This window comes from Synechococcus sp. R5-15 (genome assembly GCF_047462035.1).
Lineage (GTDB): Bacteria > Cyanobacteriota > Cyanobacteriia > Thermostichales > Thermostichaceae > Thermostichus.
This window is the reverse complement of the sequence record NZ_JANSIK010000105.1, coordinates 1-21105: the sequence shown is the minus strand read 5'-3', so window position 1 is coordinate 21105 and position 21105 is coordinate 1. Positions and strand designations below refer to the sequence as shown.

The 21105-nt window shown below is 59.2% G+C and carries 18 protein-coding genes and 2 pseudogenes; 12 read left to right on the top strand and 8 right to left on the bottom strand.

Annotated features, from left to right (window positions below; all coding sequences use genetic code 11):
• From NW839_RS09670 to secF, 3 genes and pseudogenes are all read left to right on the top strand, one after another.
• Positions 1-171, top strand: a pseudogene (locus NW839_RS09670) (RNA-guided endonuclease TnpB family protein); the annotation flags it as partial.
• A 78-nt stretch (positions 172-249) separates the two neighbouring features.
• The gene (secD, locus tag NW839_RS09665) at positions 250-1596 is read left to right on the top strand and encodes a protein translocase subunit SecD (protein WP_414331113.1); all 1347 of its coding nucleotides are present in this window, start codon (positions 250-252) and stop codon (positions 1594-1596) included.
• Positions 1593-2594 carry a protein translocase subunit SecF gene (gene secF, locus NW839_RS09660; protein ID WP_414351061.1) on the top strand — a complete coding sequence of 334 codons (1002 nt, stop codon included), beginning with the start codon at positions 1593-1595 and terminating at the stop codon, positions 2592-2594. The genes secD and secF overlap by 4 nt, the downstream gene beginning before the upstream one ends.
• Positions 2595-2667: 73 nt before the next feature.
• Here secF and NW839_RS09655 read toward each other — a convergent pair whose 3' ends face one another.
• On the bottom strand, positions 2668-4596 hold the full coding sequence (locus NW839_RS09655; RefSeq protein ID WP_414351062.1) for an FAD-dependent oxidoreductase: 1929 nt from the start codon (positions 4594-4596) through the stop codon (positions 2668-2670).
• A gap of 140 nt (positions 4597-4736) precedes the next feature.
• Between NW839_RS09655 and NW839_RS09650 the strand changes: the two genes are divergently transcribed.
• The gene (locus NW839_RS09650) at positions 4737-5939 is read left to right on the top strand and encodes an argininosuccinate synthase (protein WP_414344220.1); all 1203 of its coding nucleotides are present in this window, start codon (positions 4737-4739) and stop codon (positions 5937-5939) included.
• Between the two features lie 92 nt (positions 5940-6031).
• Here NW839_RS09650 and ahcY read toward each other — a convergent pair whose 3' ends face one another.
• Positions 6032-7312: an adenosylhomocysteinase gene (gene ahcY, locus NW839_RS09645; protein WP_414351063.1), complete on the bottom strand. Its 1281-nt coding sequence runs from the start codon at positions 7310-7312 to the stop codon at positions 6032-6034.
• A gap of 94 nt (positions 7313-7406) precedes the next feature.
• Here ahcY and ruvX point away from each other — a divergent pair, with 94 nt between their 5' ends.
• Together ruvX and NW839_RS09635 are read left to right on the top strand one after the other, a co-directional pair.
• Positions 7407-7919: a Holliday junction resolvase RuvX gene (gene ruvX / locus NW839_RS09640; RefSeq protein ID WP_414351065.1), complete on the top strand. Its 513-nt coding sequence runs from the start codon at positions 7407-7409 to the stop codon at positions 7917-7919.
• Between the two features lie 140 nt (positions 7920-8059).
• Entirely contained in the window at positions 8060-9277 is a 1218-nt protein-coding gene (locus NW839_RS09635; RefSeq protein WP_414351068.1) for an NAD(P)/FAD-dependent oxidoreductase, read from the top strand.
• Here the strand turns inward: NW839_RS09635 and proC are convergent.
• The 5 genes from proC to speB form a co-directional block, all read right to left on the bottom strand.
• Positions 9274-10077, bottom strand: coding sequence for a pyrroline-5-carboxylate reductase (gene proC / locus NW839_RS09630; RefSeq protein ID WP_414351070.1), 804 nt, complete (start codon positions 10075-10077; stop codon positions 9274-9276). The genes NW839_RS09635 and proC overlap by 4 nt on opposite strands.
• A gap of 5 nt (positions 10078-10082) precedes the next feature.
• Positions 10083-10658, bottom strand: coding sequence for a cell division protein SepF (locus NW839_RS09625; RefSeq protein WP_414351079.1), 576 nt, complete (start codon positions 10656-10658; stop codon positions 10083-10085).
• Between the two features lie 578 nt (positions 10659-11236).
• Positions 11237-11920: a YggS family pyridoxal phosphate-dependent enzyme gene (locus NW839_RS09620; protein ID WP_414351073.1), complete on the bottom strand. Its 684-nt coding sequence runs from the start codon at positions 11918-11920 to the stop codon at positions 11237-11239.
• A 103-nt stretch (positions 11921-12023) separates the two neighbouring features.
• Positions 12024-12872: a prohibitin family protein gene (locus tag NW839_RS09615; protein WP_011433345.1), complete on the bottom strand. Its 849-nt coding sequence runs from the start codon at positions 12870-12872 to the stop codon at positions 12024-12026.
• Positions 12873-12944: 72 nt separating this feature from the next.
• Positions 12945-13868, bottom strand: a complete 924-nt coding sequence (speB, locus tag NW839_RS09610; RefSeq protein WP_414351076.1) for an agmatinase — start codon at positions 13866-13868, stop codon at positions 12945-12947.
• Positions 13869-14062: 194 nt separating this feature from the next.
• Between speB and NW839_RS09605 the strand changes: the two genes are divergently transcribed.
• The 6 genes from NW839_RS09605 to NW839_RS09580 all read left to right on the top strand — a co-directional run bounded on the left by NW839_RS09605 (position 14063) and on the right by NW839_RS09580 (position 20915).
• Positions 14063-14815, top strand: a complete 753-nt coding sequence (locus NW839_RS09605) for a DUF561 domain-containing protein (protein WP_011433343.1) — start codon at positions 14063-14065, stop codon at positions 14813-14815.
• Positions 14816-15163: 348 nt separating this feature from the next.
• Positions 15164-15898, top strand: a complete 735-nt coding sequence (rph, locus tag NW839_RS09600; RefSeq protein ID WP_011433341.1) for a ribonuclease PH — start codon at positions 15164-15166, stop codon at positions 15896-15898.
• Between the two features lie 246 nt (positions 15899-16144).
• A complete protein-coding gene (locus NW839_RS09595; protein WP_011433340.1) occupies positions 16145-17386 on the top strand; it encodes a response regulator in 1242 nt (413 codons plus the stop codon).
• 605 nt (positions 17387-17991) lie between these two features.
• Positions 17992-19689: an ATP-binding cassette domain-containing protein gene (locus NW839_RS09590; RefSeq protein ID WP_011433339.1), complete on the top strand. Its 1698-nt coding sequence runs from the start codon at positions 17992-17994 to the stop codon at positions 19687-19689.
• A 12-nt stretch (positions 19690-19701) separates the two neighbouring features.
• On the top strand, positions 19702-20340 hold the full coding sequence (locus NW839_RS09585) for a riboflavin synthase (RefSeq protein ID WP_414332173.1): 639 nt from the start codon (positions 19702-19704) through the stop codon (positions 20338-20340).
• Between the two features lie 11 nt (positions 20341-20351).
• Positions 20352-20915 carry a shikimate kinase gene (locus NW839_RS09580; protein ID WP_011433337.1) on the top strand — a complete coding sequence of 188 codons (564 nt, stop codon included), beginning with the start codon at positions 20352-20354 and terminating at the stop codon, positions 20913-20915.
• A 121-nt stretch (positions 20916-21036) separates the two neighbouring features.
• Here NW839_RS09580 and NW839_RS09575 read toward each other — a convergent pair.
• A pseudogene (locus NW839_RS09575) lies at positions 21037-21105 on the bottom strand (photosystem II protein D2); the annotation flags it as partial.

Below are 21105 nucleotides of genomic sequence, written 5' to 3'. Positions count from 1 at the left end.
TGTGGACACTGTGGATGGGAAGGGGATGCGGATTTGAATGGTGCGAATGTGATTGCGCTTTTGGGGGCTGTCGTAAACCAGCCTAGAGGTTCGGGCTTGTTTTGTTCTCTGGTAGAGCATAACAGGCTCAGGGCTACTGAAAGCCCGCGCTACACTGCTAAGGCGGTGTAGGGTCGGGTAGTTTACAAAGTGCCAAAATCCTAAGAGCCTCAGATCGAGTGCGACCGTGTTCCTCACCTTCTCAGCAGTATGGCTAGATCCTCAGCGTCGTGGCTCAGTCGGCTCTCCTTTTTGCGAGGGCTGATCTTCATCTTGGCCGTGGTGGTTGCCCTCGTTTACTTGGGCTTCAGCCGGGAGGTTCGCCTTGGCCTTGACCTCAAGGGAGGAACCCAGCTCACGCTACAAGCTGTGCCCACCGAGGAGGTGCCTGAAATCACCCCCGAAGTGATGCAGGGGGTAGAGGCCGTCATCCAGCAGCGGATCAACGGGCTGGGGGTGGCTGAGCCTCTGGTGCAGATCAGCGGCCAAGACCGCCTGTTCGTGCAGTTGCCGGGGGTGGCGGATCCGGATCGGGCCATTGCTCTCCTTGGAGATACAGCCCAACTGGAGTTTCGCAAGGGCTTGGTTCCCGTCGGCGCGCTGCCCCGCAACGAGCGGGGAGAGATAACAGCGGGGGAGGATCCGGATACTCTGTTTGAGCGGGTCGGCCTCACCGGGGATCTGCTGCGCAATGCCTATCCCCAAGCCCCTCGCCGCGGATCCCAGAGTTGGGAGGTGCTGCTGGAGTTCAAGCCGGAGGGGGCAGAAAAATTTACTCAGCTCACCCGAGATCTGGCCGGAACAGAACGTCCATTGGGCATTTTTCTGGACGACGTGTTGATCAGTGCCCCGATCGTGGGGCCGGAGTTTGCCCGCACCGGCATCACTGGCGGGACGGCGGTGATCACGGGCAACTTTACGGTGGAAACCGCCACTGACTTGGCGGTCAAGCTCAGGGCAGGAGCGCTGCCGGTTCCCATTCAGGTGATCGAAAATCGCACTGTCGGGGCCACTTTGGGGGAAGTGAGCGTGCGCCGCAGCCTCTATGCCGGGATCGGGGGCCTGGTGCTGGTTTTCCTCTTTATGGTGGCCTACTATCGCCTGCCAGGGCTGATTGCGGACATTGCTCTGCTTATCTACGCCCTCTGTACCTTTGCTCTCTTCCAACTGCTGGGGGTAACCATGACTCTGCCGGGGATCGCCGGCTTTATCCTCAGCATCGGCATGGCGGTGGATGCCAATGTGCTGATCTTCGAGCGCATCAAAGAAGAGTTGCGGGCCGGCAAATCCATCTACAAGTCCATTTCGGAAGGGTTTAACCGCGCCTTCAGCAGCATCCTGGACAGCAATGTGACCACCCTTTTGGTCTGTGGCGTGCTTTTCTGGCTGGGGATGGGACTGGTGAAAGGGTTTGCGGTAACCCTGGGCATTGGCATTCTGGTGAGCTTCTTTACGGCCATCACCTGCACCCGTAGCCTGCTCTTGGCGGCAATGGGGATCCCCAGCTTGCGCAAACCTGAGTTTTACGGCGTTCGGATGGAGGCGGCCCAATCATGACGGCTCAAGAGCTATCCCCCGTAGATCCCGCCTCTCGGTTGCTCGACTATCGCTTCGACATTGTTGGACGGAGCAAGCTGTGGTTTGGCTTCTCCTTGGCGGTGCTGCTGGTGGGGCTGGTCAGCATGGCCTTTTCCCTGGCTTCTCTGGGAACTCCCCTGCGGCTGGGGTTGGATTTTTCCGGCGGCACCTTGCTGGATCTGAGCTTTGAGCGGCCTGTCACCACCGAGGAGCTGCGACGGGCGCTGCAGGAACACAACCTGGGCACCAGCATCATCCAGCTGGACACCCAAACGGGCCAGGAAGCCCTGATCCGCATGCCCCCCTTGACTGAGCAAGAGCGGCTGGCCGTGGAAGCCACCCTGCGGCAGGAGGTTGCCCCCTTCCAGCGCAATCTGGTCGAGACGGTTGGCCCGACAGTGGGGCGTTTGCTCTTGCGTTCCGGCATCGTGGCGGTGCTCATCTCTTTCGGGCTCATCGTGCTGTACCTGGCCCTGCGCTTCCAGTGGGATTACGCGGTGTTTGCCATTGTGGCGCTGCTGCACGATGTAGTGTTGACGATAGGGCTATTTGCCCTTTTGGGCCTGACGGTGGGTATGGAGGCGGACAGCCTGTTTGTGGTGGCGCTGCTGACCATCATCGGCTTTTCCGTCAACGACACCGTGGTCATCTACGACCGCATCCGCGAGAATCTGCGTCTGGTGAGCCGCAAGGTCAGCCTGGCCGAGGTGGTAAACCTATCTCTGAACCAGACCTTTGCCCGCTCCCTGAACACCACCCTGACGACGATGCTGCCCCTAGTTGCCATCGCCATTTTCGGGGGAGCTACCTTGAAGGGGTTTGCCATTGCCCTGCTCATTGGCTTTACTTTGGGGGTGTATTCCAGCATTTTTATCGCCAGCCCCCTGTTGGTGTGGTGGCGGCAGCAGCGCTATGGCAAAAGTAGCGAAGATGCCCGCGCAGGCAGGGATCCCGATTCACTTCCCTCTGAGGGCTAGGGCCCCGATATCGGAAAAATTGGGTCGATTGGGTGGGGATCTGTCGTTCGCGCTGAGACGGTGTCCTCTGGGTTCACCATTGCAGTCTTTGCCCATGGGAGATCAGGTAGCGCTGTAAATCGGCTATTTTGCCTTGCGGTACGATCTGAGCTGGGATCAGGCCGGGAGCTTGACTGCGCAGCCAAGCCACGGTCAGGCCTGCTGCCGAGCCGATGGTCCATTCACCGTAATGCACGCGGGTGGCGGCGTTGACAATGTGGCTGACGGCGATCCCTTTGCCGCCGATGAGCAGGTTATCCACCTTCTGCGGGATCAGGGCTTCCAAGGGAATGAGAATGGGACGGACGGAAAACTCGTTGACTGGCGCGGAGCTGGCCGAAAGAGAGGGCTCCCAGTTGCGGTAGCGACAGCCGTGGATATCGATGGCGTAGTGGGTAACCCCCACCACGGTAGGTCTGAAGTCCCGCCCCCCGGCGGTGCCGACGCGAATATCCTGCTCCAACATCAGGAACTCTGCTTGGCCGTAGGCAGCTCGCCCCAGGATGCGCCGACCTTCGCGGATGTAGGGGTAGAGGCTAAGGCCAGAGCGAGTGCCCAGCAAGGACTCTTCGGCAAACACCAAGGAGAGGGGATAGCCAGAGCGGGATTGGGTTTCCATCAGCCACTCGGCAAACAGCAGGGCGTGGTTTTCTCCATCTTTGATGGCCGAGACATCCAGGCCCCCCAGCCAGTTGTGGCGCTGCCCTGAGGCCACCAGCCGCTCTTCCGTCAGGATCAGGGGCGGGTTCATGATCCCCCAGTCGTTGCCGCGGTTCCAGTTCACCAGCGTCAGGTCGCCTGGAACAGGCGTGCTGTAGAAGGGATCCCGGCGGCCCTTGCTGACGATGCGGCGGTAATTGAAAAAGCTCTGGCCGCTGAAGGTGGGGAAACCTTCCATGTCGAACTCGCGGCGGTGTTCGGCGCGGGAATAGCCTGGTTGCAGTTGGGCCAGCTCTGCTCGGGAGCGACCGCCATCGTCGTGGATGGCCAGCACGAAGGGAAAGGTAAAGGCTTGAGTGCACTCCGGGTTGCTGGCGGGGGCGGCATTGGGCTCGCCGGTCACATCGTGCCCTTCCGAACCCAGCCGATAGGGGATCCCGGCCCAGCCCACCAGCTCTCCGGTATCGGTGGCATCGATCACGAAGAATGGGCGGCCCGGCGGCGCTTGTAGACGCAGCACTCGCTTGGCGAACACCTCCGTTTCCTGCCAACTGTACCAGCTCACCAGCTCCCGCCACAGCCGTCCCGGCGGCACAAAGTTGGGATCCCGCGGCTGCCGCTGCACAGCGTAAATGCTTTCAATCCGGGATCCATCGGCGCTGAAGGTGGCCCCCTTAAAAGCCGTTTGGGTAGCCCAGCGGCTGTTGGGGGCATTTTGAGCTGCCTGTTGCAGCCAGGTTTCCACCGCCTGCAGCCCCGCCTGAGGCGGAAAACACAGCCCTCCCACCCAGCAGCTGTTGATCTCGGATACGCGGGTTCCCGGCGGGATCCCTGTCCAGGCCGGCAGATGCACCGGCTGGCTTTCGATCAAGGCCTTGAACTCCAGCCAGTGGCGGGAAAAATTGCCCCGCTGCCGCATCGGCAGCGATTCATCAATGGCCGATACCCCCTGGGAGGTAATCTGACCCCCCAGCCAAGGGGTGAGCTCGATGAGACAGGTCTGCACCCCCCCTCGCATGGCATGGCCTGCCGCTGCCACCCCTCCCAGGGATCCGCCCACCACCACCAGCTCGCACTCCCAAATCTCGTCCGGCTGCGGCAAGGGATCCAACAAGGGCCAACCGTGGGCGGTAAAACGGGGCACCTCCGACTCGGAGACGGCAACAGGGGATCCCACCTCTGGCTGGGAGAGGGCGGCAAACCCCATCCCGGCCACAAAGCTCAGCAGCGACAGGATCCCCAGCCCCACAGTTCGCTTGGGCTCAGATCCCCGGCACGCCGCAGCCGTCTTTTTGCCAGCCATGCTCACTCACACCCCCGGCCTTTCCCCGGCAGGAGAAATCCCCTTGAGAATAGCTGAGGAAACCGACATTGAGGCCAGCCAGGATCCCTGCCACAGGGCATAATGGGCTAGCAACTTTTTAACGGCAACGGCGGGATCCCATGGGACGGGCAAAGAAGGTAGTATTGGCCTATTCAGGCGGGGTGGATACTTCCGTCTGCATTCCCTATCTCAAGCACGAGTGGGGGGTGGAATCGGTGGTGGCCCTGGCAGTCGACTTGGGGCAGGGGGCGGAGCTGGAGGCCATTCAGGCCAAAGCCCTCAGGGCGGGGGCAGAGCAATCTCTGGTGCGGGAGGCTGTCCAGGCCCTCATTACCGACTATGCCTTCCCGGCCATCCAGGCCAACGCCCTCTACGAGCAGCGCTACCCCCTTTCCACGGCCCTGGCCCGACCCCTGATTGCCAAGCTGCTGGTGGAAGTGGCGGAAGAGGTGGGCGCCGATGCGGTGGCCCACGGCTGCACCGGCAAAGGCAACGACCAGGTGCGCTTTGATCTGGCTATTGCTGCTTTAAATCCCCAGCTCAAAGTGTTGGCCCCTGCCCGCGAGTGGGGGATGACCCGCGAGGAGACCATTGCCTATGGGGAGCGCTATGGGATCCCCATGCCCGTGCAGAAGTCCAGCCCCTACAGCATCGACCTCAACATTTTGGGCCGCAGCGCTGAAGCCGGCATCCTAGAAGATGCCGACCGGGAGCCGCCGGAGGAAGTGTATGCCCTCACCCGGCCTATTTCCCAGACACCCGACGAGCCCGCCTACGTGGAGATTGAGTTCGAGCAAGGGATCCCTGTCGGGGTGGATGGGCAGCGCCTCAGTCCCAAAGCCCTCTTCGAGCAGCTCAACTCCTTAGCTGGCCTGCATGGGGTGGGCCGCATCGACATGATTGAAAACCGCCTGGTGGGGATCAAGTCGCGGGAGATCTACGAGTGCCCTGCTCTAATGGTCTTGATCCAAGCCCACCGCGAGCTGGAAAGCCTCACCCTCACCCGCGATGTCATCCATTACAAGTACGGCATCGAGACCACCTACAGCCAGTTGATCTACAACGGCCTTTGGTACTCGCCGCTGCGGGAGGCTCTGGACGCCTTTATCCGCGCCACCCAGAAAAGCGTCACCGGTGTCGTGCGGATGCGGTTGCACAAGGGCCAGGCGGTCTGTGTGGGCCGTCGCTCTCCCTACTCTCTTTACAACCCAGAGCTGGCCACCTACGGCGCAGGAGACCAGTTCGACCACAAAGCGGCAGAAGGCTTCATCTACGTCTGGGGTCTGCCCACCCGCGTTTGGTCGCAGGTTCACAGAATCTAGGAATCCCCTCCTGGCTCGAGGTTGGGGGGAGCACGCTAGCCCTGCTGCTTGGGATCCCAGACTCAGCTCCCGATTGAATTCCCAAAACCCACTTAAGTCCCGGCAGTCCACGTGTTGCCGTACTCGATCTGCTCGGGGGTGAGGCTGTCGATTTGGATCCCCATGGCCTTGAGCTTGAGGCGGGCAATGGCCTCGTCCACCTCGAGAGGAATGGGGTGAAGCCCTGGGGCCAAGCGGCCCCGGTTTTTCACCAGGTATTCGCAGGCCAGGGCCTGGTTGGCAAAGCTCATGTCCATGACGCTGGCGGGGTGCCCTTCGGCAGCAGCCAAGTTAATCAGGCGGCCTTCCCCCAGCACCACCACTGACTTGCCCGACTGCAGACGGTATTCTTCCACAAAGGGGCGCACCGTCTGTCGGGAGACCGACCGCTCCTGCAGCGCCACCAGGTCGATTTCAATGTCAAAGTGGCCGGCGTTGCAGACCATCGCCCCATCCTTCATGCGGTCGAAGTGCTCGCCGCGAATCACGTGCTTGTTGCCGGTGACGGTGATGAAGATGTCCCCCAGAGCAGCGGCTTCTTCCATCGGCATCACCCGGAAGCCGTCCATCACCGCCTCCAGAGCCCGCACCGGGTTGACTTCCGTGACAATCACCTGGGATCCCATGCCGCGGGCCCGCATGGCCACTCCCTTGGCGCACCAGCCGTAGCCAGCCACCACCACCGTCTTCCCGGCCAGAAGGATGTTGGTACAGCGCAGGATCCCGTCCAGGGTGGATTGGCCGGTGCCGTAGCGGTTGTCGAACAGGTGTTTGGTCTCGGCGTCGTTGACGGTCATCACCGGGAAGCTGAGCACCCCCGCCTTGAGCATGGCCCTAAGGCGCACCAGGCCAGTGGTGGTCTCTTCCGTGGTGCCGATGAGCTCCGACAGTTGCTCCTGACGGTGCTGCACCAGCTCCGCCGTCACATCTCCGCCATCGTCGATAATCAGGTTGGGGCGGTGATCTAGGGCAATCTGGACATGGCGGCGGTAGGTGGCCACATCTTCTCCTTTGAGGGCAAACACCGAAATGCCATGGTCCGCCACCAGGCTGGCGGCCACATCGTCTTGGGTGGAAAGGGGATTGCTGGCAATGAGAACGCTATCCGCCCCCCCTGCTTGTAGAGCCAGGGCCAGGTTGGCCGTTTCGGTCGTAATGTGGCAGCAGGCCACCAAGCGCAGCCCGGCAAAGGGCTTTTCTTGGGCAAAGCGCTCCCGGATCTGGGCCAGCACCGGCATCTCCCGCGCCGCCCACTGGATCCGTTGCTTGCCCAGGGGGGCGAGGTTCAGATCTTTCACTTCATGCTTCGGGAGAGACAGGGTAGCGCTGGTCATCGAGTGTTGCTCCAAACAGGGTCATCGAGAGAGGATAGGGGAACGGAAACTGCAAGCCCCAAAGGGGGCCAGGCAGCCATAAAGATCAGCAAGGATGTCCACAAGCCTGAACCATTTTGCCACAAGGGATCCCCTTTCAGCGCTGGGGCTGGATGTAGGCAACCGCCGCATTGGCGTGGCCGGCTCCGACCGGCTGGGGCTGCTGGCTACTGGCCTGGGGGTGATCCAGCGCCGTTCCCTCTCAGAGGATATTGCCCAAGTGCAGGAGTGGATCCGCCGCCGCCAGGCCACCGTGGTGGTGGTGGGGATCCCCCTTCTGGCGGATGGGTCGGTGGGATCCCAGGCCCGCAAAGTCCAGCGGTTCGTGCGCGCTTTGCAGGTGGCCGTGGATCTTCCCATTGTTACCGTCAATGAATACCTGAGCACCGCGCAGGCGGAGTGGGATCTGCGCGAGGCGGGGATCCCGGCCAAAGCCCAGAAGGGCTTAATCGATCAGCAGTCGGCGGCGGTAATTCTCCAAACTTGGCTGGACGAGCGACGGGCTTCCCTGTCAGAAGTGCCGGCTTGGCAAAGCTGGGGCAACAAAGACTACGCTGGAGAAGTCTAGCCGGGAAAGTTTAAATCAATTCAAGCCCAAGGTGGGCCATCCCTCGTTGCCCCTTCTGCATCAGCAGGGTGTGATTGTTAAGTCGGGGCCTTTCGCGCAACTTTGATAACGTCTGATAACGTCACGTGAACCATCCGAGCATGAATCGCATTTGCATCCTTGGGGGCGGCTTTGGCGGGTTGTACACAGCTTTGGAACTGAGCCGGCAACCCTGGCCAGAACCACCCCAGATCACCTTGGTCGATCGGCAGGAGCGGTTCGTCTTTGCCCCCCTGCTTTATGAGCTGCTCACCGGAGAAATGGAAGACTGGGAGGTGGCCCCCCGTTTTCAAGATCTGCTGCCCCCGGGATCGGTGCAGTTTCGCCGCGGATCTGTCCAGGCCATTGACCCTCAAGCCCGCCGCGTGGAGCTGGAAGATGGGCAAAGCTTGGAGTACGACGCGCTGGTGCTGGCGCTGGGGGGAGAAACCCCTCTGGAGAGCGTTCCGGGAGCGGCGGAGTTTGCTTTTCCCTTTCGCACCCTGGCAGATGCTCAGCGGCTGCGCGCCCACCTGAAGGCGTTGGAAGACCGGGATCCGGCTCAGCCTGTGGCTCTGGCCATTGCAGGAGCAGGGGCTAGTGGCGTGGAATTGGCCTGCAAATTGGCAGATCGGCTGGGCTGGCGGGGACGGATCCGCCTCATCGAGTTGGGATCCCAAATCTTGTCCGGCTTTGCTCTCTCCAGCCGGGAGGCGGCCCAAGAGGCGCTGGCCCAACGGCGGGTGCAGGTGGAGTTGCAAACCAAGGTCTTGGGCATCGAGGCCCTTAACGAGAACGGCGCCCCTCCCTTCCGTCTGCAGCTCCAGCGACTGGAGAGCCAGGAGATCGCCACAGATCTTGTGGATGCTGTGCTGTGGACTGTCGGAACCCGACCGGCAGCGGTGATTGCCAATTTGGATCTGCCCAAAACGGAGCGGGGACGGCTGCAGGTTTTGTCCACCCTACAAACCCCCACCTTCCCAGAGATCTTTGCCTTGGGAGATGCAGCAGCGGTGGTGGATGCGGAGGGCAAGCCGGTGCCGGCCACAGCCCAAGCGGCTTTTCAACAGGCCGGTTATTGCGCCTGGAACCTGTGGGCTTTGCTCACCCAGGAGCGGCCTCTCTTGCCCTTTCGCTACTTTTCTCTGGGGGAAATGCTCAGCCTGGGGGTGGATACGGCGGTGCTTTCTGCCCTTGGCGGCCTCACCCTGACCGGCCCCCTGGGCTATTTGGCCCGGCGAACTGCCTATTTGGTGCGCCTGCCCACCCTGGAACACCAGCTCAAGGTGGGATGGAATTGGATCACCCGCCCCCTGTGGCAAGGGCTGCTGGCCCGCTAGGATCCCTGTAACTGGCAAGAGCGCTCGTAGGCCGCTCGCACTGCCTGCATCAGGGCTCCCCGCACCCCCGCCTGCTCCAAGGCTTGGATCCCGGCAATGGTCGTCCCCCCTGGACTGGTGACCCGGTCTTTGAGAACGGCAGGGTGCAGATTTTCTTGCTGCAAGAGGGCAGCAGTACCCGCCAAGGTCTGCAGGGCCAACTGGGTAGCAATGGGACGCGGCAGCCCCACCTGTACCCCTCCGTCGATCAGCCCTTCCAGAATCACCGCCAGATACCCCGGCCCGGAACCCGAAAGTGCCGTCACCGCATCCATCTGGCTTTCGGCCACCGTCACCACCTCGCCCACCGCGCGAAACAGCTTCTCCACCTGCTCCACCTGCGCAGGCGTCACCCCTGGCCCGTAGCTGATGGCCGTTATGCCCGCTCCCACCAGCGCCGGCGTGTTGGGCATCGTGCGCACCACCTTTTGTTTGGGAAAAGCCTGCTGCAACTGCTGCAAGGGGATCCCGGCCATAATCGAGATCACCAGCTCTGTGGCGGACAGCCGGCCCATCTCAGCCACCACTGTCGGGAAGAGCTGCGGTTTAACGGCCAGAAACAGAATCTCAGACTCTCCCGCCTGGGATGGATCCGCCAACAATCGGATACCCAGCTCCTGCTGCAGGGCCACAGCCTTGTCCAGATCGGGCTCCCGCAAAGCCATCTGAGCTGCAGGATAAACTCCCACAGCTACCCAACGCCGCAGCAGGGCGGATCCCATGGCTCCACCCCCGATAACACTTAGCAGTGGCCGCTCCATAGCAACTAGTGCTGACCTACCGCCTGCAGATGCTCATAGGTGCTGGGCCAGAGGGGGGTAGGGCTTTGCAAAGGGCGCTGCAGCGGCTGCACCACTTGGCTACTGGGGGTGGAAACCATCACCGTGCTGGGGGTGAACAAAAAAATGTTCTCTCCGATGCGCTCTTGGTGGCCATCGATGGCGTAGGTGCCGCCGGCAACGAAATCCACAGAGCGCTGCGCCTCAGCGGGATCCATTAGGGTCAAGTTCAGGATCACCGTCTTGCGCTCCCGTAGGTACTGGATAACCTGAGCCATCTCATCGAAGCTGCGCGGCTCCATCACCACCACTTCACTGGTGGGTGGGTTTACGCCCGGTAATCCAATCACGTTGCTCCCCATACTGCCCCCTGCTGAGCGATCCCGATGCTGACTGCGCCGATGGCCCCGCGACTCTTCTCGACCGGCAGAGCCCTCCCCCGCTTCCACTCCCCGTTGCCGCCGCCCTCGCGGAAGGGTACTCACTTCCTCCTCTTCGGGGGGAGCAGCCGGTTGGGAACGGCGTCCCTCGTAGAGCAGTTGGTAATCATCCTGCCCTTCCATTTCAGAGTACTCCTCCAGGCCGTCCACGGGATCATTCAGACCCACAAAATCTCTTACCCTGCTCCAGATTCCATTGACATTCATATGCACATCCTCACTACAGGTCATGGGTTTACGGCGAGCGTAGGATTCAGGCTCTTGATTGGATCCTGAGTGGCTCACTCAAGCTAGGGGGCGTCCTTTTATTCTCGGTCAAAGTCTTTCAATAGGCTGAGACAGGGTTTGCTCAGAAAGCTGCCGAAGCGAGTGGGGGCTAACGCAGGTTAACAAAACCCCATTGATTCGACGACTAGAGTTTACCCAGAAGAAGTGAAGATGTCATCTCACTTGCCAAGCCGTTGTTTGGCAGGATTGAACTCTGCTCCCCGTCTGGATTGAGCCCACGTTAACGGAAGTAACGCAAATGATTACAAATTTCCCCAAAATTTCCCCCATAGGGCAAATCCTGGGCGGGATCCCCCCGCTTTTGATCGAGCCAAGCCGAACTCTCGCCCCGAAGGTACCCCGCAGGGCGACTCCGGAGTTCGCGGCTTTACACAAAATTTAATCACAATTTAACAGCTTCACAGAGGCCACATCTATTTCCGCTCGGCGTCGGCAAACAAAGCGCGCCCCAGCCGGATCAAGTTAGAGCCTGCTGCCACCGCCAGGAGGTAATCGTCGGACATGCCCATGGAGAGGGTGTGCACCTGCAGATGTTCATAGCCGCTGCGCTGGATGTAATCGGCCAGTTCGGCCAGCTTGCGAAACAGGTCTAGGGCCGCCTCTGAGCTCAAGCCCAAAGGCAAAATGGTCATCAGGCCCACAATTTGCACCTGCAGCAGTTGGTTCAGTTCGGGGAGGCTCTGCAACAGATCGGGGATGGGCCAGCCAAATTTATTGGGATCCGGAGCCAATTTAACCTGCAGGCAAAGCTTGGGGGTGAGGTGCAGCTCCCAAGCCTTTTGGTTGATCAGCTTGGCCAGGCGCAAGCTATCGACGCTGTCAATCCAGGCAAATTGCTTGAGGGCCGGTTTGACTTTGTTGGTCTGCAGATGCCCGATCAAGTGCCAGACGATATCGGTCAGATCTTGCAGTTGCCCTTGTTTGACGGCGGCCTCTTGCACTCGACTCTCCCCAAAGTGGCGGATCCCGGCCCGATAGGCGGCGCGGATGTGGTCGGCACTGTAGCCTTTGCTCACTGCCATGATCTCCACATGGTCTGGGATCTGGGATCGGATGGCCTGAATGCGGCTGTGGATGAGCTGCTCGTCGAGGGGCATCGTCAGGTCAGCAGGCCGGGGATCTCTATCCCCATTCTCGTTCCAATTGGCAACAATGCTCTGGGATAGATTTTTGCAGAACCCAGAGCCAACGGGCTGTCCGCTACCGCTGCCAGGGATCCGGTCGGGAGATGATCACGCGGGTGCCGGGCGCCAGTTTGCGCGCGTAGTCCAACTGCACCACTTCTGGGTTTTGCTTCAGGGCTTCCCCCTGGAGGCGAATGGCTTGGGCTTCTCCTTCTGCCAGGATCACCAATCGTTGTTTTTCCAGCTCTGCTTTTTCCACGAGGAAGCGTTCCCGCTCTTTCTCTTGCTCGGCAATTTGCTTTTGCTCGATGGCCGTTTGGAATTGGTCGGAGAAGCGGACATTGCGCAGCAGCACGTTTTGCAAGATCAGGTCATTCTCAGCAAAAATGCTGGAGAGCTGCCGCTCCACATTTTCCTGGATCTGCTCGCGTTCTTCCGAGAAAACGGCGATGGCGCGGTGCAAAGCCAGTTCATTGCGCACCACCGTCCGCACCTCTGGGCGAATCACTTTGTCCACGTAGGAAGGGCCAATGGTCTGGTGCAGGTGGGCCACTTGGTCGGGATCCAAGCGAAAGCGCACCGAGACATCGAGGGAGATCTGCTGGCCGTCGGCGCTGAGCACTTTCAACGCATCATCCCCCTGGTTTTCGGAGCGTTGGGAGGCCATGGTGTAGGTTTGGGTGCGCACGTCGTAGAAGATAGGCGTTTCCACCAGCGGCAGCAGGAGGTGCAGCCCTTCTCCCAGCGGCTGCGGCTTCAGCCCCGTCAGGGAGTTGAACACCACGGCCCGTGTGCCGGCAGGCACCACCACCAAGCACTGCAGCAAGGTGGCCAAGAGGATCAGCAGCAATGCCCCACCCACCAAGGGAATCCAGGACAAAGCGGGAAGTTCAAAAGCAGGACGACGGGGGTGGGCCGATTTCACAGGTGTGTTACCCAAAAACCTAAAGAACTCGAACAGGTGCCCCGGGGATGGCCGGCCAAGCTCTTCTTGAGCTTAACCCAAGGCCGCAGCCAAGATCTGATAGGCCAGTTTGGCGACCGTGAAGGCGCTGCGGCGATCGGTTTCCCGTTCTCCCGTGACCGACAGCTCGACCACATCGGCGCCGACAATTTGCCGTTGCTGTCCTAGTGCCCGAATCAGCTCCACCGTCTCCCACCAGCCCAAGCCGCCAGGTTCGGGGGTACCGGTGGCCGGCACCACAGCGGGATCCAGCCCATCCACATCCACCGTCAGGTAAACCTGGGGGCCCAAGGTGGCAATCACCTCTGGGATCCACTCCTGGGCTGGCTTGGTGTGCAAGCTGTGGGCAAAAAAGGTGTGCAGACGGCGCTCGCGAATGGTCTGGCGGTCTTCGGCGCAGATGGAGCGGATCCCCACTTGGGTGAGGCGGCTGCCCACTTGCTCCACCACGCGGGCCATGGCAGAAGCATGGGAATAGCGGGATCCCTCGTAGCTATCTCTCAGGTCGCAGTGGGCATCGATTTGCAGGACGTGCAGCTCCGGATAATGGGCCAGGTGGGCAGCAATCAGGGGCCCGCTGATGGAGTGCTCCCCACCAATGGAAAGCAGGAACCGCCCCGGTCTCACCCACTCGGCAGCGCGACGCTGGATTTCGGCCATAGCCAGCTCCTGGGCGGAAGATCCCAGACCTTCCAACTCCACCGGGGGGGCCGTCCAGTAGCGGGAGATCTCTTCCGAGAAGTCGGGGTGAAGAGCTGGCTGGCGATCCCGTACCTCGTCGTAGATCTCCACATAGGCAGAAGCCTGCAACAGCGCCTGAGGGCCTTTGGCGGTGCCTTTGCCATAGGAGGTGGTGGCCTCGTAGGGGACGGGCAGGAGAATTGCTTGGGCCATCTCCGGATCCGGCTCAGGCAGGCCCAGGAAGGGGAAGGGAGAGCGATACATGATGGCTTGCAAGAAGGGATCCCTATTCTATTGAATCTATTGAAGAATTGTGGTGAGCCAAAAGGACTGGGATGATGGGGTAAAGAGGGATCCCTTGTGGGATTGAGGCAAACCCTCTAGACTGAGCAAAGGCTTCCCCAAGCCCAGTTTTAGCAGCCATTTGTTTTCACTCCTCTTAGACTGCCTTTCCACAAGCTGACGAGCCTATGACCACTGCCTCTCACGCTGCTCTTTTCGACGCTCTGGCCCAACGTCGGGCCCTCAAGATCATCAGCGGTCTACAAAACTTCGACCTGCAGTCGGTTCTGAGCATCACCCGCGCCGCCCAACAGGGAGGGGCCACTTGGGTGGATATCGCTGCCAGCCCCGAATTGGTGCAGCGGGTACGCGCCCAGATCGATCTGCCCATCTGTGTGTCGGCGGTGGAGCCGCAGCAGTTGGCCGCAGCCGTACAGGCAGGAGCAGACATGGCCGAGATCGGCAATTACGACAGCTTCTACCCTTCAGGCCGCATCTTCTCCGCAGCGGAAGTCCTAGACCTTACCCGCCGAACCCGCTCTCTTCTGCCCCGCACGCTCTTGTCGGTAACCGTTCCCCACACTCTGCCTCTGAATCAACAGGCAGAATTGGCCGAGAAACTGGAGGATCTGGGAGCCGATCTCATCCAAACCGAGGGCAGCACCAGTGCCGAGCCGGTTCACGGGGGATCCCTGGGCCTGATCGAGAAGGCTGCCCCCACCCTGGCCGCCGCCTATGAAATTAGCCGTGTCGTCTCGGTACCGGTTATCTGCGCTTCCGGCCTCTCGACGGTAACAGTGCGCTTGGCCATTGCTGCCGGCGCTTCAGGTGTAGGGGTGGGCAAAGCTGTCAGCCGGCTCCAGGATGAAGTGGCCATGGTGGCTCAAGTGCGGGCATTGGTGGAGGCCTTGGGAGGATCTCGGATCCCTGCCCTTGTCTAGGTCGATGTCTGACCGGTAAAAGTTGACCCTCTTGCGCCAGCGTGCGCTGGTGCATTTTTTTTAGATTTTCTTGGACAAGCAGGGAATAAGTAGGTAAGTAGGGCAGCTGAGGGTTGAGATCAGCCGCTAGAAGTTTTGCTGCTCACAAGTGCTTCACTTTCTTCCGCGTAGAGGTGGCATACCCGGCAATATCCAATTTGCGGCGGTTGCTACACTTGTCGTCCTTGCCTTCCCAGACCAATTCCGTCCGCAGCCGTCGCCCCAGTCATGTTCTGCAAAGATTCCAAGTCCTGAGCCGCATTGGGCAGACATGGTTGACAATGCGAGGGATCCCTTTTTGAACTGTCCATGAGCTGGCAACGCCCAGATAATCGCACCGCTGCTCAATTGCGCCCGGTTTCTTTTGAGCGCCACTTTACCCGCTATGCCCCTGGCTCGGTGTTGGTCAAGTTCGGCCATACCCATGTCCTTTGCACCGCCAGTGTGGCCGAAGAAGTTCCCCCTTTTCTGCAGAACACCGGCCAAGGCTGGCTGACGGCTGAGTACCGCATGTTGCCCGGAGCCACGCAACAACGACAGCCGCGGGAAATGTTGAAACTATCGGGCCGTACTGCCGAGATTCAACGGCTCATCGGGCGCAGTCTGCGCGCCGCCTTGGATTTTCGCAAGCTGGGATCCCGTACCATCACCGTCGATGCCGATGTGCTGCAGGCCGATGGCGGCACTCGCACCGCCGCGATCACAGGGGGGTATGTGGCCCTGCACGACGCCATCACTTGGCTGTACAAACAGGGGGCGCTGGATCCGGCCCAGGGATCCCCGCTGCGGCAGCAGGTGGCGGCCCTTTCGGTGGGAATTGTGCAGGGAGAGGTACTTGTGGATCTGTGCTATGAGGAAGACAGCCAAGCCGAGGTGGACATGAACATTGTTATGAACGAGCAGGGATCCTTCATCGAGATCCAGGGCACTGCCGAAGCCGCCTGCTTCAGTCGCCCGCAACTGCTACAAATGTTGGAGATGGCCCAAGCCGGGATCCAAGAATTGCTACAAGCCCAACGGCAGGCTCTCAATTTAGAAAGATAGAGCCATAGCCGGACCCTAGCCTTGCAATGGTAATCCTTCAAGGCACTGCATATGGGATTGCATGGGTGTATATCCTGGTTGGCAAAGCGGTATTCCCTTGCTGTAAAGGAATGGCCGGGAAAGCTAAGATCAGCCAGTTGTTAAAATAAGTGAGCTCTCTGAAGCTCTCCTTTCGACGGTTTGAGCGTGTGGCTGAGGTGAATCGCTGCTCATTTGGCCTGAAGAAGTTGGCCCGGAGAACGCTGCATGTCCCGTTTTGTGTTCGGCTCGGAGGAACTTGCGCCACTGCTCAGGCAGCAAGGTTGGCGGTTTACCACTGGATATCTGCACATTCACCTCAAGGGACTGGATCCCTCTGAGGGTGCGGAACCCTGGGTGTTGACCTACTACCACGGCAGGCTGCTTTTTTCTGCCGATCAACCCCTCAACACGCAAATCCTGCTGAAACGACTCTCCCGCTTTATTCCTCGCCTCAACTTGGAATGGCCACAGCGGGCCATCTCGGTGGTGCAAGAGCGCTTGATGAAAGACCATTCCTTACCTGAGCTGCTGGAGGCTATCACGCAATTGGGCCTGCTCAAGCCGGGGGAGCTGGAAGATGCCCTGTGGCTCAACCTGCTTACCGATTTCGACCGCTACCTATTCGAACGGGCAGGCACCTGTTACTTTGAGGTGCAGGAGCAGGTCGCCCAAGAGGCCCCCATTGGCGGGTTTGAGTTGGAGCCGCTGCTGCAAGAAGCCGCCCGGCGCCACGATCGCTGGGCAGATTTGAAGGTGGCGATCCCAACCCTGTTGGCGGTGCCGGTGGTCAATTGGGAACGGGTCAACCGCTACCGCATCACCGATGAGCAACGACAGAAGCTCCACACCCTCACCAAAGATGGCCAGTCGCTGGAAGCAATCGCCAAGAAGCTGTGCCGGGATCGGCTGGAGGTGGCCAATCTCTTTGCCTCCTGGGCGAAAAAAGGTTTGGTCAGCCTACAAACACCCCAAGAGCTGCTGCAGACCAAGCGCCACAACCCGATAACCATCTTGGCGGTGGACGACAGCGTGGTGATGCAGGAAATCCTACGGCAGTATTTGCCCAACTATCAGGTGATTACAACGGGCAACCCCGCCGAGGTGCTTCCTTTGTTGTTTCAGCATCGGCCCCACCTGTTGTTGATGGATATCGCCATGCCGGGGATCGATGGTCTAGAGCTTTGCCGCATTGTGCGCAGCTTAGAAGAGTTTAAGTCCCTTCCCATCCTGATGGTTACCGCTCGCGATGGTCTGCTGGCCCGCATCCGCGGCAAATGGTCGGGGGCAACCGCCTACTTGACCAAGCCCTTCAACGAAAGTCAGCTTAATGCAGAGGTGAAGCGGCTTCTGGCCCAACAGCCGCCTGCCCACAGACAAAATCCTCTGTCGGTTCAGGGAGGCAGAACAGGTCATCCTGCCCTGTTTCAGGGATCCCCCCGTTCCCTCGAGGATCAAGCCAAGGCGTAGTGTCCTTCTGAGTTGATCCCCGTCGCCATTGGCTTTCCTGTCAAAATCAACAAAGGTTTTATGTTAGATAAGAAGTCAACTCAAGAGACCATAACTTGTCTGAGCTGACTGCTAATGTCAATGGATTGATAGCTCATTAGGACATGCCCAAAAGAGAAAAATAGGTTGCCGGGGATTTCAGAAACAAGAGACGAAGTAAGCATCCCATACACTGAAAACTTATCCGATCAACCTTCCTCATTGTCATCACGACCGGCTACTTCAATCTCTCTCAGGAACTGGCTTTTCCCCGCTGGCATTAGAGGTCGTTTAAGCCTTAGAGAAGCCTCACAAGGCTTCTGGCAAAAGAGTCCATACTAAGGGTACCGACAAACAAGCCTTGAAGACATGAAATAAAGATCGAACAGGGTTCAGCAGGCACTTCTGAAGGCAAACCAGAAATATTAAACGCTGTCGTGGATCCCGGCAAGATCAATGAGAGGGAGAAATCAAGCAGAAATTGCTCAGGATCCATGGACAGGGATCCCAAGAATACGTAAAATCGAGTAAAGAATGTAAAGAAAACGCCACACTTCTCCAATTGGTCCCGATCCCCAAGGAGCATTATGCTGCGACTGGAACACATTAGCAAAATCTATCCCACCGGTGAGGTGCTCAAGGATGTGAACTGGGAAGTTAAGCCTGGGGATCGCGTCGGCCTAGTGGGAGTAAACGGGGCCGGAAAGACCACCCAGCTCAAGATTATCTGCGGGCAAGAAGAACCGACCAGCGGCGAGGTGATCCGCCCCGCCAACCTGCGCATCGCCTATCTCACCCAAGAATTTGGAGTGGATCCCGCCCGAACGGTGCGAGAAGAGTTCTGGACAGTCTTTCAAGAGGAAAACCGCATTCACCAAGAAATTGCCCAAATCACCCAACAGATGGAGCAGGCGGACGCGGACACGTTGGAAACCCTTTTGCGCCGTCTAGATCGTCTACAGCGCCAATTTGAGAGTTTACATGGCTATGAACTGGAGGCGCGTATTGAGAAAATCCTGCCGGAAACGGGGTTTGAGCCGGAGGACGGGGATCGGTTGGTGAGCGCCTTCAGCGGCGGCTGGCAGATGCGCATCAGCCTGGGGAAAATCCTGCTGCAAAAACCCGATTTGATGTTGCTAGACGAGCCGACCAACCACCTAGACTTGGAGACCATTGAGTGGCTGGAAAACTACCTCAAGAGCTTGACGATCCCCATGGTGATTGTTTCTCATGATCGAGAGTTTTTGGATCGGCTTTGCACCCAAATTGTGGAGACGGAGCGAGGAGTTTCTACGACATACTTGGGTAACTATTCTCAATACCTACTCCAAAAAGCTGAACGGCGAGAGGCACAACAAGCTGCCTACGAACGTCAGCAAAAGGAAATTGAAAGGCAACAAACCTTCATCGATCGCTTCCGGGCCAGTGCCACCCGCAGCACTCAGGCCAAAAGCCGCGAAAAACAACTGGAAAAGATCGAGCGGGTCGAAGCGCCCATTGGCGACGTGCGTACCCTCAAGTTTCGCTTTCCCCCTGCTCCCCGCAGTGGTCGCGAGGTGGTGAAGATCGAGAATTTGACGCACATTTATGGAGATAAGATTTTGTTTTTGGGTGCGGAGCTGTTGATCGAGCGTGGGGATCGCGTCGCCTTTCTGGGGCCCAATGGGGCAGGAAAATCCACCCTGCTGCGTCTTATCACCGGCCTAGAGCAACCTACCGAGGGATCTGTGAAATTGGGAGCACACAATGTGATCCCTGCCTACTTCGAGCAAAATCAAGCAGAGGCTTTGGATCTGAGCAAAACCGTCTTGGACACCATCCATGACGAAGTGCCCGACTGGAAAAACGAAGAAGTGCGCACGCTGTTGGGTCGCTTTTTGTTCAGCGGCGACGCCGTTTTTAAGAAAGTAGCGGCTTTGAGCGGGGGAGAAAAAGCCCGCTTGGCGTTGGCGAAAATGCTACTTCAGCCGGCCAACCTACTGATTTTGGATGAGCCCACCAACCACTTAGATATCCCGGCCAAAGAGATGCTGGAAGAAGCTTTACAGCATTACGATGGCACGGTGATCCTTGTTTCTCACGACCGCTACTTTATCTCAAAAGTGGCCAACAAGATTGTAGAGATTCGCAACGGAGAGTTGGTCGCCTACCAGGGCAACTATCACTACTATCTAGAAAAGATCGCTGAAGAGAAAGAGAAAGCCCGACAAGAGCGAATCGCTGCCGAAAAACGAGCCAAAGAGCGAGAAAAACAGAAAGCCAAAAAGGCAGCCGGCAAAACCTAAGGAGCCAAAGCAATGTTTACGGGTCTGGTTCGAAGTTTGGGCACAGCCCAGTTGATCAATTCTTCACAGCTACGGGTTACCTGTCCCCGGTTGCAACCTCAGTTGGCCTATGGAGATAGCGTGGCGGTGGACGGCCTTTGCCTGACGGTGGTGGAGATTCTGCCCGATGGATTTTTGGCCGATGTTTCGCCGGAAACCCTGCGGCGCTCGACTTGGGGCCAGGGATCCCTCGGCCCGCGCACAGTCAACCTGGAACCGGCGCTGCGGGTAGGAGACAAGTTAGGGGGGCATTTTGTCAGCGGCCATATCGATGGGGTGGGGCAACTGTGGGATCAAGCCGCCACCGGCAACGCCTGGGAGCTGAGCTTCAAGGTTCCTGAAGAGATCGGGCGTTACATCGTACCCAAGGGCAGCGTGGCGGTGAATGGGGTGAGCTTGACCATTGCTGAGGTGCGCCAAGGGGGCTGCTGGTTCAAGGTGGCTGTGATCCCCCAAACCTACCGCGAGACCAACCTTTCTCAGCTCCAAGTTGGGGATCCCGTCAACATAGAGGCGGATATTTTGGGCAAGTATGTGGAAAAATTGCTGGGCTTGCTGCCCCCCGAGAGCAGCGTTTCTCTGGAGTTTCTGGCCGAGCATGGCTATATCTAGGTACCTTTCCCATGATCCACCCCGAGGAAGTTGAGCGCCTGCGCGGCGTAAATGTTTATCTCATTGGGATGATGGGCAGCGGCAAATCCACCGTGGGATCGGAGCTGGCAGCCCAGTTGCGCTTTCAATTTTTCGACACCGATGGTCTGGTGGAGCAGGTGGGGGGTTCTTCCATCGCTCAGATCTTCGCCGAGCATGGGGAAGCCTACTTCCGGGATCTGGAGACGCAGGTGTTGGCCCAGTTGAGCAGCTACACCCGGCTGGTGATCGCCACAGGCGGCGGCATTGTGTTGCGCCCCAAAAATTGGAGCTACTTGCACCATGGCCTCACCGTTTGGCTGGATGTGGCCCCCGAGCTGATTTGGCAGCGGCTCAAGCGGGATCCCGGCCAACGCCCCCTGCTGCAAACCCCCGACCCCCAAGCTGCCCTGTACAAGCTGATGCAAGAGCGAGAGCCGTTCTACGCCCAAGCCGATGTGCGGGTGCCCATCCGGTCAGAAACTAGCCCGCCCCAGTTGGTTGAACAGATCTGGCAAGCCATTCGCGCCCGCCTGCGAGACGGGATCCCTTCCTAGCCACCTCGCGCCCAACACAAAAAGGGATCCCATGAGGGATCCCTGAACTCTTTAGTTTTTGATTTTTGATTACTCAAGATTCGCCGGGAGCGGATCCCTGACGAGACCAGAACGGCTTCCTTTAGAGCGCATTGCCGCGGGGGAGGACTTCTTCAGGGAACTCAAAGCGCTCATGGGGTTGGTCCTGCGG

Excerpts from the sequence above, each read along its gene's own strand:
- NW839_RS09635 (WP_414351068.1), top strand. The coding sequence starts at position 8,060 with ATGAATCGCATTTGCATCCTTGGGGGCGGCTTTGGCGGGTTGTACACA.
- NW839_RS09655 (WP_414351062.1), bottom strand. The coding sequence starts at position 4,596 with ATGGCTGGCAAAAAGACGGCTGCGGCGTGCCGGGGATCTGAGCCCAAG.
- NW839_RS09595 (WP_011433340.1), top strand. The coding sequence starts at position 16,145 with ATGTCCCGTTTTGTGTTCGGCTCGGAGGAACTTGCGCCACTGCTCAGG.
- NW839_RS09605 (WP_011433343.1), top strand. The coding sequence starts at position 14,063 with ATGACCACTGCCTCTCACGCTGCTCTTTTCGACGCTCTGGCCCAACGT.
- secD (WP_414331113.1), top strand. The coding sequence starts at position 250 with ATGGCTAGATCCTCAGCGTCGTGGCTCAGTCGGCTCTCCTTTTTGCGA.
- NW839_RS09585 (WP_414332173.1), top strand. The coding sequence starts at position 19,702 with ATGTTTACGGGTCTGGTTCGAAGTTTGGGCACAGCCCAGTTGATCAAT.
- NW839_RS09620 (WP_414351073.1), bottom strand. The coding sequence starts at position 11,920 with ATGCCCCTCGACGAGCAGCTCATCCACAGCCGCATTCAGGCCATCCGA.
- ruvX (WP_414351065.1), top strand. The coding sequence starts at position 7,407 with ATGTCCACAAGCCTGAACCATTTTGCCACAAGGGATCCCCTTTCAGCG.
- rph (WP_011433341.1), top strand. The coding sequence starts at position 15,164 with ATGAGCTGGCAACGCCCAGATAATCGCACCGCTGCTCAATTGCGCCCG.
- NW839_RS09650 (WP_414344220.1), top strand. The coding sequence starts at position 4,737 with ATGGGACGGGCAAAGAAGGTAGTATTGGCCTATTCAGGCGGGGTGGAT.
- NW839_RS09580 (WP_011433337.1), top strand. The coding sequence starts at position 20,352 with ATGATCCACCCCGAGGAAGTTGAGCGCCTGCGCGGCGTAAATGTTTAT.
- ahcY (WP_414351063.1), bottom strand. The coding sequence starts at position 7,312 with ATGACCAGCGCTACCCTGTCTCTCCCGAAGCATGAAGTGAAAGATCTG.
- NW839_RS09625 (WP_414351079.1), bottom strand. The coding sequence starts at position 10,658 with ATGGAAGGGCAGGATGATTACCAACTGCTCTACGAGGGACGCCGTTCC.
- proC (WP_414351070.1), bottom strand. The coding sequence starts at position 10,077 with ATGGAGCGGCCACTGCTAAGTGTTATCGGGGGTGGAGCCATGGGATCC.
- secF (WP_414351061.1), top strand. The coding sequence starts at position 1,593 with ATGACGGCTCAAGAGCTATCCCCCGTAGATCCCGCCTCTCGGTTGCTC.
- NW839_RS09590 (WP_011433339.1), top strand. The coding sequence starts at position 17,992 with ATGCTGCGACTGGAACACATTAGCAAAATCTATCCCACCGGTGAGGTG.